The organism is Pradoshia sp. Z5_111 (assembly GCF_058267535.1).
This window is the reverse complement of the sequence record NZ_JBZCPQ010000001.1, coordinates 500,063-513,175: the sequence shown is the minus strand read 5'-3', so window position 1 is coordinate 513,175 and position 13,113 is coordinate 500,063. Positions and strand designations below refer to the sequence as shown.

Below are 13,113 nucleotides of genomic sequence, written 5' to 3'. Positions count from 1 at the left end.
TTTAATCCTCCATAAAATCATTTAATCCATTGATAAAGAAATTTCTCACCAAAACATTATATTGTTGTACTAAAATTGCCTTTCTCTTTTTTTGATTTAGCCAAAATTTCAAGGCTATATTCCCCAATAAAGGAATGATTAGGTTTGTGTATAGCGGAAGAGTAAATAGAGTCTTAGCTCTTACTGAGGTAAAGGACTCACTTATATTTTTATTATCTTCACTTACCTTTTTACAATAGTCTATAAAACTGTTTAACTCAGACTCTTTTACAGGTAAATAGTCTATATAAATGACACACTTATGTCCTAACCAACCGTATTTCATTCCAAATTTACTGTATTTAATTCGTAAATTAGGAATGAATTTTTGTGTAATCTTCGTATTTCCCATAAAAATCACTTTATTTGATGAGGATAATTGATCTTGGTTTTGTTTAAATTTTTCCTCGCTCCAAATAGTACATTCGTATTCCCCGAATTCATCTATTAAGCCGACCAATAAGTTTGCGTAAACTTCTACTTTTTTACCATAAACAATAATACAACTCTTTTTATTGCCATTATCCGTAGAATCAAAATACATATTAATAAATCACCGTTCCTATACCTCTATAAAAGGCTATGATATAGTTTTATAATAACATATTTGTTTTCTATCTTTATGGAAAGAACACACCTCTTAGATTTAATTTTCTCTGTTTCTTCAATAAAGAATTCAACAAAAAAGGGCATAAATCCTTCCTAGATCAACACCCTAGTTAACTTATCAAGTAGATTTCTTTGATATTATTATTTCTAATAGCTATCTTAATTAGGGATAAATGATAAGAGGTACTTGTAGTTTCGAAATAACAGTTTCTCATCGGATGAATATATATTATTCACACTAACTATGTGCTATATCTAATTCTATTGGCTTCCCTTACCCCAGAGTAGTAAAGCAATAAAAAAATTAGCTTCTATAACAGTATTATTCTCCTGTTGTCCAATTTTATATAAAGTTTTAAATGTTGAAGCTTGTTTATTATTTCAAATCATATATATGTTAAAGATGTTACTTTAAATATTTAATAACAACGTTCTATAATTATAATATAATGAATATATTATTTTAATATACAATTTAAAATTTTCTTTAATCTAATAATGTAAATTGAAGCTTTACTAAGATTTCTCTAAGGTCAATATTTTAAGTATTTGCAAATTCCTTAATATCACTTAATATAGGCCAATGAGAAGCTTGTATAATTATTTGTACAGGATATTCCTCTACATCTATGAACCCAAGTCTAAATTTTGGTTGTTCAAGTATAGCCATTTGCTCATTGATTTGCCCATTTTCAAGGCCTAATGAATTAATAACTTCTTGATACAGTACAGACATTCTATTCCCAAAACTATTCGACAAAGGTTCCGCTAATTCTATAATATGTAAAACAGCTATCTTCAGAAAGAGTGACTGCACTTGTTATTGAACTAATGCCCCTATTAGTTTAAGTGTATTCTTTCACATTCTCTATAAATAATGGTATTTAAATATAAAAAATTTAATCCTTTATTTTAAACAGTTTGGTTGTTTAATCTTTCAAGCTCTTCATCAATTCTTACTAGGTCTATTCGTTCAAACAATGGCTCTACTTTTGACAAATGCTGTGATCTGACAACAAACGCCCTCCATTCGGTTTCTGTTGTGTTTATCATTTCCTTGACTTTTTCGCTTGAAAAAGGGAGGAATGGAGTAAGGATATGAGCTAAATTTGCAATAAGATAAACGCAATCCGCCAGAGTTTGTTTGCAAGACTCGGTATCATCCTTTATTTGTTTCCAAGGTTGTTGTTCATCAAAGTATTTGTTCGAAAATCTAACAAGTTCAAATACTTTTTCTAATCCTTGTTTGAAAGCAGTAGTTTCTATGCAACGACCTACTTCATTGTATAAGTGATTAACTTTATCCTGAATATGCGAAGTTATGTCCTTTTCAGGAATAGCACCAGAAAATGACTTTTCAATAAATTTTAAAGTTCGATTAACGAAGTTGCCATAAGCACCTAATAACTCGCTATTATGGCTATATATGAACTCTTTCCAAGAAAAATCAGCATCTCGGTTCTCTGGTGCGTTGATTGTTAGGAAGTAGCGTATAGAATCTGATTCGTACCTTTCTAAAATATCTGGAACCCAAACAGCCCAATTTTTACTTGTAGATAATTTTTTCTTTTCCAAAGTCAAATACTCGTTTGAAACGATATGCGTTGGTAATGGTTCTTTCCCAAGACCAACAAGAATTCCAGCCCAAATAATCGAATGAAAAGGGATATTATCTTTCCCGTGAACATAATAAGACCGAGCAGAGGAATCCCAAAACGTTGTATCATCATTATTTGTTTCATCCGCCCATAGTTTACTTGCTGTATAGTATCCTGATACAGCCTCAATCCATACATAGATTTTCTTATCCTCATATCCAGCTACTGGAACACTTACCCCAATAGGCAAATCCCTTGAAACGGCTCTATCTTGTAATCCTTCCTTTAAGTAGCGTTTCGTAAGAGAAATAGCATTTTCCCTCCATAAGTTCTTATCTTCTGCTTCTTGCGTATAGTTTTCCAAGACATTTTGGAAGGAACTTAAAGAAAAGTAAAAATGCTCTGTAAACCTTGTTGTAGGTGGATTCCCGCATATTTTACATTTTCTATCAAGTAGTTCAAGTGGTTCTAACACGCTGGAACAAGCATCACATTGATCACCACGAGCATTTGCACCACAATGGGGACAAACCCCTTCAACATAACGATCAGGAAGAAATTGCTGATCATATTCACAATAGGTTTGTTCAATTTCCTTTTTAAAAATGTATCCTCTATCAAGCAACTCTAAAAATATCTCCTGAACGATTTTATGGTGATGTGTTGTATCTGTTCTTGTATACATATCATATGTGAACCCTAATCTTGTAAAACAATCAGCAAATTCCTGGTGATAACGGTTTGCAATCTCTTCTGGCGTTACACCTTCTTGTTTTGCCCTGATTGTAATAGGAGTTCCATTACAATCGCTTCCCGAAACATATAAAACTTTTTCTCCCTTTAAACGGTAATATCTCGCAAGAATATCTCCAGGCAACAAACTTGAAATATGACCTAAATGCAATGAGCCGTTCGCATAAGCCCAAGCCCCACCAATAAAAATACTCATTAATAAATACCTCCTGATAAATTATAATTTTTGAAAAAAAAAAAAAAAAAAACTCGCCCTTAGCTGTAATAGCTAAGGACGAGGTTTGAACTTCCTCGTGGTACCACCTTAATTTGCAAATAGCTTACACTATTTGCCTCAACAAGTACGGAGTATTATTAATTGCTACTCTTATACTGTGACATTGATAACGAGTGCCAAATCCCGTCGTATCCTACTAATACATAAATTACGTTCAGTACGAAGCTCAGAGACCATTGTTCAAATGAATGTTTTTGCTTCTTTTCAGCTACCGAAGCTCTCTGTTAAAAAACAAGATCATTTTACTTTTTCTCTTCTTTGCCTTTGATTTATAATTACCAATATTTTATTCAATATTGATTCTGAAGTCTATCTTAATATTTCAAAATATTCTAACTTTAGAAAATGTATTTGGATGTATCTTTAACTAAACTGCCTCTTTAGTAAAAAAGTGACTGCAAAATTGCACCGTCAACAACAAGTCTTAAATATTTTTATCCTATTGGGTTTACCAATCCCTCTGACTGAAGGACTAATGCTGTTAATCCCAATTCACTTCCACTAATATGCCCTTCATCTTTATTCCAGAAAACTCCCTGTCCACTTTTAATTGTCACTCTTTGTTTATTTTCTCCTTCTACCCATCCTTGGCCTTCAACTACTAAGAAAAGCTGCGGTACTGGTGCTTTGTGATAACCAACAATACCTCCTTGCTCTATGGTGATAAAGCCTATATTAGTAGGTCTCTCTGTTTTCATAAACTTTGAATAGAAAGAAGATACAGAGTTATAATTATTAATTTTTTGAGCTACCTCTTTTCCAAAATTAAAAATTTCCATACATTCATCCCCTGTAGTTTTCATTTCTATGTTTTAACTATTCGACAATCTTACTGAGCTAACCTGCCCGTTTCTACCATAAGGAATTCAACACAAAAAGGCGTTATCCTCCTTTGGATCAACGCCACTGTTATATTATAAGCTTGACCAAGTTATTGGTTGACCTTTTTCCTGCCAATAATGAAACTATCGCTTTTTGGACACTATTTGACAACGCAATCACCCACTTTACCATATTTAACATTTTTCTGTCTTTTGCCGTTTAAGGAATCCATTCGATTTTCGTCTCGCTGATCTGAAGTGGATAGGATTCTCGCACCGCTCCTCTGTATTCCACTCGCACCCGATCCCCTACCTGGAGTGTACGGTCTTCCCTCTTGGATAAGTGAACCCATACGCGATTGCCTGAACGAAGGATCACTCCTTCTTCTATGTCAATCAGGGCACTCTCTCCATTGATTTGGAGTATGGTGCCAGAAAACGAACTGGGTTCTGGACCAGGATATAGGAAAGCATAAACGACCATAAACCCGACCAGGAATAAGGCAGCTAGGATCCACATTTTCCGTTTCATATTCTTCTCCCTTCTCGCTCCTCAAATCGAATACACGCGTCCGAAAACGTCCGCTAGACAAAAGTTTATCCCCAAAAGGGTATTTTTCTTTTCAATCCTTCTTCTGCTAACCTGCCCCTTTACTTCCATAAGAAGTTCAACAGAAAGGGGCATTAATCCTTCTTGGATCAATGCCCCCGTAGTTTAAGAAAATTAATTCTCATACTGAGAATTTTATTTTCATTTATAACAGAAATGCTACCATAATAGAAAAAACAACCACTCTTATTTCGCAATAATAGCTCTACCTTTATGAGGGAAACTCCGCAAACATTCATATGTAATAACCAATAAAAATGAAATATCTTTTATGGGCTCTCTAATGACAATTGTTTTTTATTCATATTATAAAGTAATTTGGAAATATATATAAAACCGTACATTGATACGCCTGTAATTATCCAGCTTAATATTTGTTTGAATATTAATCCCTTATCGTAAGCGTTCACTCCATATTTATTTATAAGCCATATATTTATTGAAGCTATTAGAATTTCTCTAAATGCAAATCCTAAAGTTATAAGTTTGAATACCTTCAAAATATTTTTTAAATAGAACTGTTCTTTCATTTTCTTGCGATTTTGCCCTTGCATTTCCACTAAATCCAATGAAAAAAACAAAAATAATGGTTTGTTTACTAATAAAGTAACAATATAAAAGAGTGATAATATATACGAATACACTACATTGTTCCACATCATTTGGATTGCTGACCCCGATAGTATATCGATAAGTGTTCCGATGGATAGCGTAGAAATCATAAAAATACCAAAGAAGTTCGCTCTTTTTAATGATATAAATCGAATTAAGCTATAGATAATACCAGGTACCGATGAAATAAGCATCGCATAATAATCACCTATAATCCCCTTACTAAAATTCCAAACAACTATAGGAAAAATAATATAGAAAATCAAATCCCAGAGGACCACATTCTTAGACAAAAGTAATCACCTCGTTATAAATTCTAATCTGTAGATTTTATTTAAGTTTGCCATATATTTAAATTATTTGTGATACTGGTATTTCATATAACTTTTAAGCTAACCTGCCCCGTTACTTTAAGTACATCATTCACTAAATTTGTTTATACAGCTCTATATCTTGAATTAATTTTTGAACGGATTGTTGCCAAAATTCTGGTTGTGAAAGTTCTAAATGGAAATGTTTATTTATTAGTTGTTCAAGTGGCAACATCCCTGTCTCACTTAGGAATCCTTTGAATCTTTGGTTAAAATGTCTATCTGTATTAGCAAGCTCTAATAGTCCAATGCTTAACAAGAAGCCAAATGAATATGGATAATTATAAAAGGGAGTATTCGCTTGGTAAAACTGCCCATATTTAATCCATACATAAGGCTCATATTTACTTAAACTGCTTCCATAGGCTTTTTCCTGAAAGTGCAAGGAAAGTTCCTCCATTTGTTTTGCGTTTAGCGGTCTGTTTTTTCTCTCCTCATAAAACCTATTTTCAAATAAGAAGGCTCCTCTAATAGACATCAAGTAATTTAGCGAACGCTCGATCTTCGAGCCAAGAAGGGCTTTTTTTATAGATGCTTCTTTTGTGTTTTGAATGACATAATCAATAAATGCAGTTTCAAAAAAAATTGAAGAAGTTTCCGCCATCGTCATTTCAAATGTGTCATCTGAGAAGAATAGGGATGGAACATCTTTCATTTGTTTAAAGTGCCAAGCGTGACCTAATTCGTGTGCAAGTCTTCTGGCACTGTCTATGCTGTCGTCATAATTCAATGAAATTCGTGATTCACCTTCTGAAATAAACGGAGCACAAAATCCACCTGGAGGTTTTGTTTTACGTTGCTCCGCATCTACCCATCCCTTTGTAATAGCTTCCTTTACAAAGTTGCACATATCGCTGTCGATATTTTCAAGAGAATGGATTATCCCATCTACCGCTTGTAAGAACGTAATCCGAAGAGGTACTTCTGTTGAATCAGTCATTAATTCAGACCAAGAAATATTTTTCTTCCCGACTTCTGCTGCTTTGATCCTTAAATAGCTGGAAAGATTGTGTATATTAGCGTCTACTGCATCCCACATAACATCAAGTGTTGGTTTAGATATCCCGTTCAACTTTAATGAATCATCAAGATAATCTACATTCCTTATCTTGTTTTCATTAAGTCTTAGCGAAACCATTTGATTGTATATAGAAGCAAATATATTTCCTTCTGCTTCAAGGGTTTTATTTAGTTCTCTGAATATATATTGCCTTTTAGATTGCTCTGGATGAGTTATGGACAAATTACTAGCCTCAGCAAAAGAAACTTCATTTGCTTCAAAATCAGAACTGACTTTTACTTTCAGATTGTTACGTACTTGTCCGTAAAGATCCTCCAGTCCACTTAATGTCTCTCTAGCAAAATTTGAAATAACCTTTTCTTCTCTATTTGTTATCTTTATACCCTTTAATAATTCTTCTATAAAAATTTTTTCGTTAATGTTAGATGACCAATCATTCCGTTGATTCTCACTCATACTACTTAGGTTATATTGCACATTTGCAATGATCATTCGAATTTGGGATTTTAATGCTGATATGGTTCCATTTAATGATGTAAGGAGAGGTGGGGCAAACTGTTCTGTGGTTAGACAATAATAAAAGGATTCAGCTGATTCTATTTTCTTAATCGTTTGCGAAATACACATTAATTCTTCATTGCCGAAGGTACTGTTCTTTAAATTCAACTCGATTTCTATCAACTTTTCTTTAATACTGAACAAATAATTATTAAACTTTTCGATATCGGGACCACATAAGAGACCATTTAAATTCCACCGAATTGTTGTATTAGACAATTGCATATACTTTCCCCCCGTTTGATTGTTTTTATATTTTAAAAGTTATAAAATCTGTAATTTACAGGAACATTTCGATATAGTGATTAATTCTATAAGGTAACAGTGTTTTCCTTCTTCCGCTAAACTGCCCCGTTAGCTGCATAAGTAAAGACCTTTTTTTAAAAGGTCGAATTTAATAATTGTTATATTTTGGTCCCAATAAGTTCTTTATTGTAACAATGCCCCTAAAAAGACAAAGGCATTTACAAATGAATGAGATATAATTGGAACGATTATTCTCTTAGTTTTTACATAGATGAATGATAAAACAAACCCCGTTATAATGTAAGATAATAAGTGCTTAAAATCCATATGCGGAACAGCAAACGCAATCGAAGATACCAAACTAGCAATAAAGAAGTTAGTCTTTGTATATAGCGTTCCAAAAATAATTTTCCTGCACATAATTTCTTCAAAAAAGGGTGCAAAAATAATTGTAGTTACTAAGTTGATTAGCAACATACTGAGACTTAAAGTGTCTAAAATATCAGTTTTTGATTGAGTACGTCCAGGCACAGCACCTGAACTGAATATATAATTTCCGATTAATCCAGCTATTATTTGACCAACTAGTACCATAAAAAATCCTAATATAATCCACTTTATAGACTTTTTAAACGGGAGAGCATCCTTTGATACTCCCCTTTTAATATCAGGTTTTAATAGAAATAAAAAAACAATAGCAGTTAGAATTGAAAATATCAATTTACCATATAACAAACCATTTTCTTTTGGTATATCAAATTGGTTTGTCAATATAGGCACAACTACATACAAAGCTGAAAAAATAAAACAAATATAAGTTATCAAAACTCCCCAATATCTTTTATGCATAAAAACACCCCCTAATAAGAATATCTGAATAATATAGTCCAACTAATTCTTTCGCTAAATTACCCATATACTTCCACAAACTGTTCAGCAGTAAAGGATATTTACTCCCAATATTTAACCTATAATCTCTATTCCCTTAAGGTATTTTCTTACGTATACCTAGACTCCTTCTTATTCAACTAACCTGCCCCTTTTGTAGCATAAGACAATTAGTGAACAATAGCTAAAACCTTTTCTTCTTAATTAAATCTATCACATAGTATATTTGGGCAATTATAAACGAAAGAAGAATAATAATGATTACTCCCACCGTGTATACAGTTCCCTCGACTGAATCTGCTTCGCTTATCAATGTGTTACCAAATATAAAATAAAGAATGAGGCTTAAAAAAAATGTTAAGGAGAATATGCTGATATATTTTGACATCTCATTTCACCTACTTGAGTCAACAAATTTACTTTCTTAAAATATATTCTACTTCTTTTTATAATAATCCTTCTTGAGCTAACCTGCCCCTTTAGCAGCATAACAAAAAAGAGCTGATCACAGCCCTTGATATCAAAGTAAAGTCAAAGTTTGCCTAAATAAACGCTTTGAATTTTCGCAATTCTATTTCGGTATATTTGCCTCAATCGCTTTCAGAATATCATATGCCCCCTCTGACTGATTCGAGCATACCACGGTTTTAATTGAGCTTTTAGGGTAGAACGCTGAATGAAAACTAACTCCAGGATCATATCCCATAATATGATATTTTGAAATTTCATCATCATTTTTATTAATCCATACGCCATAACCATAGAATTGATCGTAATCTTCATTTGTATTAATGTGTGGATTAAGTAACTGATGTTTATATTCTTCGCTTAGTAATTGATGATTTATTAAAGCATCCCATAGCTTTGCCATATCATTTACAGTTACGTAAGCTCCACCGTCTGACCCGCCTTTTACGGGCAAAGAGTAAATATTCGTCTTCCAAGTTCCATCTGGAAAGTCAATATAACCAAACGCTGTTTTTGATGGTAATGCATCGAATTCAAAATAACCAGAGTCAGTCATCCCAGTTTTCTTGAAAACATTTTTAGTTATGTAATCAGCAAATTTCACTTGGCTTGTTTGCTCTATAATTAATCCTAATATGATGTATCCCGCATTGTTATAATGAAATCTTTCGCCTACATTTAATTTCATTGGTTGATTCTGAAATAAAGGTAAAAAATCTTCCAAGGTCCTGATGTGATACATCGGGTTCTTAATCCATAACTCTTCGAAATTATCCATAACTTCCTCATCAAAATAATCAGGTATTCCAGCTGTATGTGTTAATAAATGATGAATCGTTATATCCTTATCAAAATAAGGGAAAGAAATATTAAGACAATCTTTTAGCTTTGTATCAAAAGAAAGTAACCCCTCCTCCACAAGCTGACAAACCCCTATCGCTGTAAATAACTTACAACCAGATGCGATTCCAAATCGTGTATCGGAGCTGTTAATAATTTCTTCGGAACGATTAGCGTAACCATAACTTTTCTCTTCCAAAGTTTTTTGGCCATCTTGAACAATAACTGTTCCTGAGAAGTTATTTTTAATCATAACATCGGTTATGTAATCCTTGATATTAGTATCCATTATAATCTCCTTTACTATTTCCTCTTTCACTATTCTGCACCTGTACTAAATTCGACAAAAAGGGTGTGTCTCCTTCTTCCGCTAACCTGCCCCGTTTCTTCCATAAGAAATTCAACACAAATAGGCGTTAATCCTCCTTTGATCAACGCCCCGTTAGTTATATAGGAAAATATAGAATTTAGTCAGATATTTACTACCCATTCCATTAAGAGAAGATCGTTGTTTAGGTCTTTTATTTCCCTAAAGCCGCATTTCTTATAACTTGAAATCGCTCTACTATTATCTTTTTTCACTTCTAACACAACTCTGGATGCATTTTTAATGATGCTCTGTGCCAATTCCTTTACCCCATAATTGGGTATCTCCAATAAACTGGTCTATTCCATAAATTTTTTGGTTTGTTATATAGCCGTACCTTTTTAATTCACCTTCCTGAATTTCATAATACTGTATATAACCGATTGGTTTTTCTTTATGTTCTATTATACAGGGGGTAACATAATGTTTTCCTTTTACTCTTGGACCGTATTTTTTTATTACTTTTTCTATATTTGAAGGCGGCTCATCGTAGAATTCTAATATCTTCTCATCATTTAGCCATTTGACCATAACCTCAAAATCATTAGAATCCATTAGTCGAATAAACAGTTCGTCCTCCTGTATCATATTTCACCTCTGTACTTTTCCTATTAACCCGCTTATACTCCCATAAGTAGTTCATCATAAAAGGGCATTAATCCTTCTTCCGCTAATCTGCCCCGTTTGTGGAATAAAAAAAAGAGCTGATTACAACTCTTGATATTGAAGTAATACCCTGTTAGGCACAATATGAAAGATATCACTCAACCTCACTTAAGTTGTTTTTCAATTCGGTCAAGACGTTGTTTAATCTCTTGTATATCTGTTTCTTCCATTTTTAATTTCTTCTCGGCTATTTTAGTGTTTGCTAGATACCGCTTAACTATCTTAACGATATATATAATTGCTACAACAATTACCCCAATTATCACCAAAAGAACAATTGGTCAAACGACTGTAATAACATCTACCCAACCAGATGTCTCTGCTACTGGCTTAATGCTTTCACCCACTTTTGCATCACCCCTTAGAATAGTACCTTTTAATAAATCCTCTAAATGTTAATTAATAATTCTACATTGTTATTGAATTAACCTGTCCCTTTACTTCAATAAAAAATTCAACCACAACTTTTAGATAACGTTTAATATTTGTACAAATAATGATATACATAGGCTTATTAAGAACGTAATAAGCCAATCTATTTTTTTAGTTGTCTTTAAAAGTATATTTAATACTGCACCAAAAGCCATACAAAATAAGAAAGGTACTAAAATCAGCAGAAATTCCAAGAAACCATCTCCTGTTAAAAAATTCATATTAGCTTTCCTCATCAGTTTTAGCTGCTTTTCCAAAAATGAACCTTCTAATAAGATAGATAATGCCCGCTAGTGCACCTAGGGTAATGATGCTTCCAAAAATATTGAACGACTGTAACATTACGCATTCTCTCCTTTACACTTCTTTTTCCACAGCTCTTTTGTAAATTATATACTATTATTCCTTGTGTATCTAAAAATCCCCAACTCACTCTTGAGCTAACCTGCCCCATTTATACAATAAGAACTTCAACACAAAAAGGCATTAATCCTTCTTGGATCAATGCCCAGTTTGTTTAAGTACAACCTTTCACTTGCTATTTCCACATTTCATCTAATTTATCAGCATAGAAATTAATTGCTTTTTTATAACTCAGTATTTCAGAGTCTGTTGTGGTATCTATTAAGCATTTTAGTAAAAACTCCATAGCTTTTTTATGCTCGCTTAAATTATATAAGGTCATTGAATAAAACACTTGTATTGCTCTATTAGTCGGGAATAATTCTATTCCTTCTAAAAAGACCTTTTCTGATTTTTCATATTCCCCTAAAGTTCTATATGTACTTCCAAGTCCCAATATTGCTCCTTCTAAATCCTTACCTGATAACCCTTGCTTAATAGCTTTTTCATAGAAAGGAACTGCTTTTGACTCTTCTCCTAAAACATCAAAGCTCCAAGCACATTGGTAGTTAATAAACGCATTATCAGGATGTTCCTCTACCATTTTTAGTAGTATGTGATTTGATTCTTTCTTCTTATCCTCTTTTCGTAATTCAAGTGCTTTTACCAATTGTTCTTCATTCAATATTAATAAACTCCTTTTCAAAATGTATTTGATAACAAGTTCATCACATCACTTTGAAAATCCTTCTTCCGCTAAACTGCCCCTTTTCTACAATAAGGAATTCAACAAAAAAGAGCATTAATCCTTCTTGGATCAACACCCCGATAGTTTACAATTATCAAACAACCTCTGTTAACTTATCTAAAAACTTTGATTATGTATAAAAATTATATTTTGGCATCGTACTAAGTATGGAGATTATTTCAAAAGATAGGATTGCCATTGATATTTTAACTCATTTATTCATTGAGTTCATTAACTGGAAGAAGTATTCAGGTTGATGAGTCTTATTTAGGCTATACCAAGAATATAATGTTTCTGGTGCAAATACATCTAATTTTTTCAGTACCTCCATCGTAAATTCCAGTGGAGCTATTCCTGATGCAGTAACTAAATTCACATCAGATACCACAGATCCCACCTCATAGAACTTTTCTCCTTTATAGTTAGGACATACCATTTTAGTGTATTCTAAATTATTACTTGTATGCTTTCTAGTATCTAAGTATCCCATATTCGCAAGTGCCTCAATTGCACCACAAATTGCAGCAACAATAGTGCCAATCTTTAAAGCGTGGCCAACCCTTTCCAAGATAGGTTGATGAATTACTTCATTCCAAGTAGTCCCTCCTGGTAAAATTAAAAGATCTTTACTCTCAAGAGTACATTCATCAACGGAAATATCTGGTTTTATGCTCAGTCCTCCCATAGTAGTAATCATTTCTTTATTAGCTCCTACTGTCATTACTTTTAAAGGTAATAATTCTTTTTTGAAATATCTTCCTGAGTTTAGTTCAGCAATTAAATATCCATATTCCCAGTCCGACATTGTATTAAATACATATAGAAAAACTTTTTTTGTTTGCACCAA

13 protein-coding genes and 1 other annotated feature are annotated in these 13,113 nt (G+C 32.8%); all 13 genes read right to left on the bottom strand.

The genetic code is table 11. The features are described from left to right. Nucleotide 1: 1 nt before the first annotated feature. The 13 genes from AC4D4A_RS02535 to AC4D4A_RS02475 all read right to left on the bottom strand — a co-directional run bounded on the left by AC4D4A_RS02535 (nucleotide 2) and on the right by AC4D4A_RS02475 (nucleotide 13,110). On the bottom strand, nucleotides 2-583 hold the full coding sequence (locus AC4D4A_RS02535) for a hypothetical protein (protein ID WP_490994442.1): 582 nt from the start codon (nucleotides 581-583) through the stop codon (nucleotides 2-4). Nucleotides 584-1,189: 606 nt separating this feature from the next. Next, complete coding sequence (locus AC4D4A_RS02530) at nucleotides 1,190-1,384, bottom strand: hypothetical protein (RefSeq protein ID WP_490994441.1); 195 nt, start codon at nucleotides 1,382-1,384, stop codon at nucleotides 1,190-1,192. Between the two features lie 176 nt (nucleotides 1,385-1,560). Next, on the bottom strand, nucleotides 1,561-3,195 hold the full coding sequence (gene metG / locus AC4D4A_RS02525; RefSeq protein ID WP_490994440.1) for a methionine--tRNA ligase: 1,635 nt from the start codon (nucleotides 3,193-3,195) through the stop codon (nucleotides 1,561-1,563). A gap of 71 nt (nucleotides 3,196-3,266) precedes the next feature. Continuing rightward, nucleotides 3,267-3,544, bottom strand: a binding site (T-box leader). 166 nt (nucleotides 3,545-3,710) lie between these two features. Beyond that, complete coding sequence (locus AC4D4A_RS02520) at nucleotides 3,711-4,055, bottom strand: cupin domain-containing protein (RefSeq protein WP_490994439.1); 345 nt, start codon at nucleotides 4,053-4,055, stop codon at nucleotides 3,711-3,713. Nucleotides 4,056-4,317: 262 nt separating this feature from the next. Beyond that, the gene (locus AC4D4A_RS02515; protein WP_490994438.1) at nucleotides 4,318-4,629 is read right to left on the bottom strand and encodes a DUF3221 domain-containing protein; all 312 of its coding nucleotides are present in this window, start codon (nucleotides 4,627-4,629) and stop codon (nucleotides 4,318-4,320) included. A gap of 347 nt (nucleotides 4,630-4,976) precedes the next feature. Beyond that, the gene (locus AC4D4A_RS02510; protein WP_490994437.1) at nucleotides 4,977-5,612 is read right to left on the bottom strand and encodes a VC0807 family protein; all 636 of its coding nucleotides are present in this window, start codon (nucleotides 5,610-5,612) and stop codon (nucleotides 4,977-4,979) included. A gap of 133 nt (nucleotides 5,613-5,745) precedes the next feature. Then, entirely contained in the window at nucleotides 5,746-7,494 is a 1,749-nt protein-coding gene (locus AC4D4A_RS02505; protein WP_490994436.1) for a M3 family metallopeptidase, read from the bottom strand. Between the two features lie 204 nt (nucleotides 7,495-7,698). Further along, nucleotides 7,699-8,364, bottom strand: a complete 666-nt coding sequence (locus tag AC4D4A_RS02500; RefSeq protein ID WP_490994435.1) for a CPBP family intramembrane glutamic endopeptidase — start codon at nucleotides 8,362-8,364, stop codon at nucleotides 7,699-7,701. A 610-nt stretch (nucleotides 8,365-8,974) separates the two neighbouring features. Further along, nucleotides 8,975-10,000: a serine hydrolase domain-containing protein gene (locus tag AC4D4A_RS02495; RefSeq protein WP_490994754.1), complete on the bottom strand. Its 1,026-nt coding sequence runs from the start codon at nucleotides 9,998-10,000 to the stop codon at nucleotides 8,975-8,977. A 182-nt stretch (nucleotides 10,001-10,182) separates the two neighbouring features. Then, entirely contained in the window at nucleotides 10,183-10,293 is a 111-nt protein-coding gene (locus tag AC4D4A_RS02490; RefSeq protein ID WP_490994753.1) for a hypothetical protein, read from the bottom strand. A gap of 25 nt (nucleotides 10,294-10,318) precedes the next feature. Beyond that, entirely contained in the window at nucleotides 10,319-10,666 is a 348-nt protein-coding gene (locus AC4D4A_RS02485) for a GNAT family N-acetyltransferase (RefSeq protein WP_490994434.1), read from the bottom strand. Between the two features lie 1,048 nt (nucleotides 10,667-11,714). Beyond that, on the bottom strand, nucleotides 11,715-12,203 hold the full coding sequence (locus AC4D4A_RS02480) for a tetratricopeptide repeat protein (RefSeq protein WP_490553209.1): 489 nt from the start codon (nucleotides 12,201-12,203) through the stop codon (nucleotides 11,715-11,717). Nucleotides 12,204-12,477: 274 nt separating this feature from the next. Next, entirely contained in the window at nucleotides 12,478-13,110 is a 633-nt protein-coding gene (locus tag AC4D4A_RS02475; protein ID WP_490994433.1) for a type 1 glutamine amidotransferase family protein, read from the bottom strand. Nucleotides 13,111-13,113 lie beyond the last annotated feature (3 nt).

Bases quoted from the DNA above. Each gene is read 5' to 3' on its own strand.
- AC4D4A_RS02515 (WP_490994438.1), bottom strand. From the start codon at position 4,629: ATGAAACGGAAAATGTGGATCCTAGCTGCCTTATTCCTGGTCGGGTTT.
- AC4D4A_RS02520 (WP_490994439.1), bottom strand. From the start codon at position 4,055: ATGGAAATTTTTAATTTTGGAAAAGAGGTAGCTCAAAAAATTAATAAT.
- AC4D4A_RS02505 (WP_490994436.1), bottom strand. From the start codon at position 7,494: ATGCAATTGTCTAATACAACAATTCGGTGGAATTTAAATGGTCTCTTA.
- AC4D4A_RS02485 (WP_490994434.1), bottom strand. From the start codon at position 10,666: ATGATACAGGAGGACGAACTGTTTATTCGACTAATGGATTCTAATGAT.
- AC4D4A_RS02500 (WP_490994435.1), bottom strand. From the start codon at position 8,364: ATGCATAAAAGATATTGGGGAGTTTTGATAACTTATATTTGTTTTATT.
- AC4D4A_RS02495 (WP_490994754.1), bottom strand. From the start codon at position 10,000: ATGGATACTAATATCAAGGATTACATAACCGATGTTATGATTAAAAAT.
- AC4D4A_RS02535 (WP_490994442.1), bottom strand. From the start codon at position 583: ATGTATTTTGATTCTACGGATAATGGCAATAAAAAGAGTTGTATTATT.
- metG (WP_490994440.1), bottom strand. From the start codon at position 3,195: ATGAGTATTTTTATTGGTGGGGCTTGGGCTTATGCGAACGGCTCATTG.
- AC4D4A_RS02530 (WP_490994441.1), bottom strand. From the start codon at position 1,384: ATGTCTGTACTGTATCAAGAAGTTATTAATTCATTAGGCCTTGAAAAT.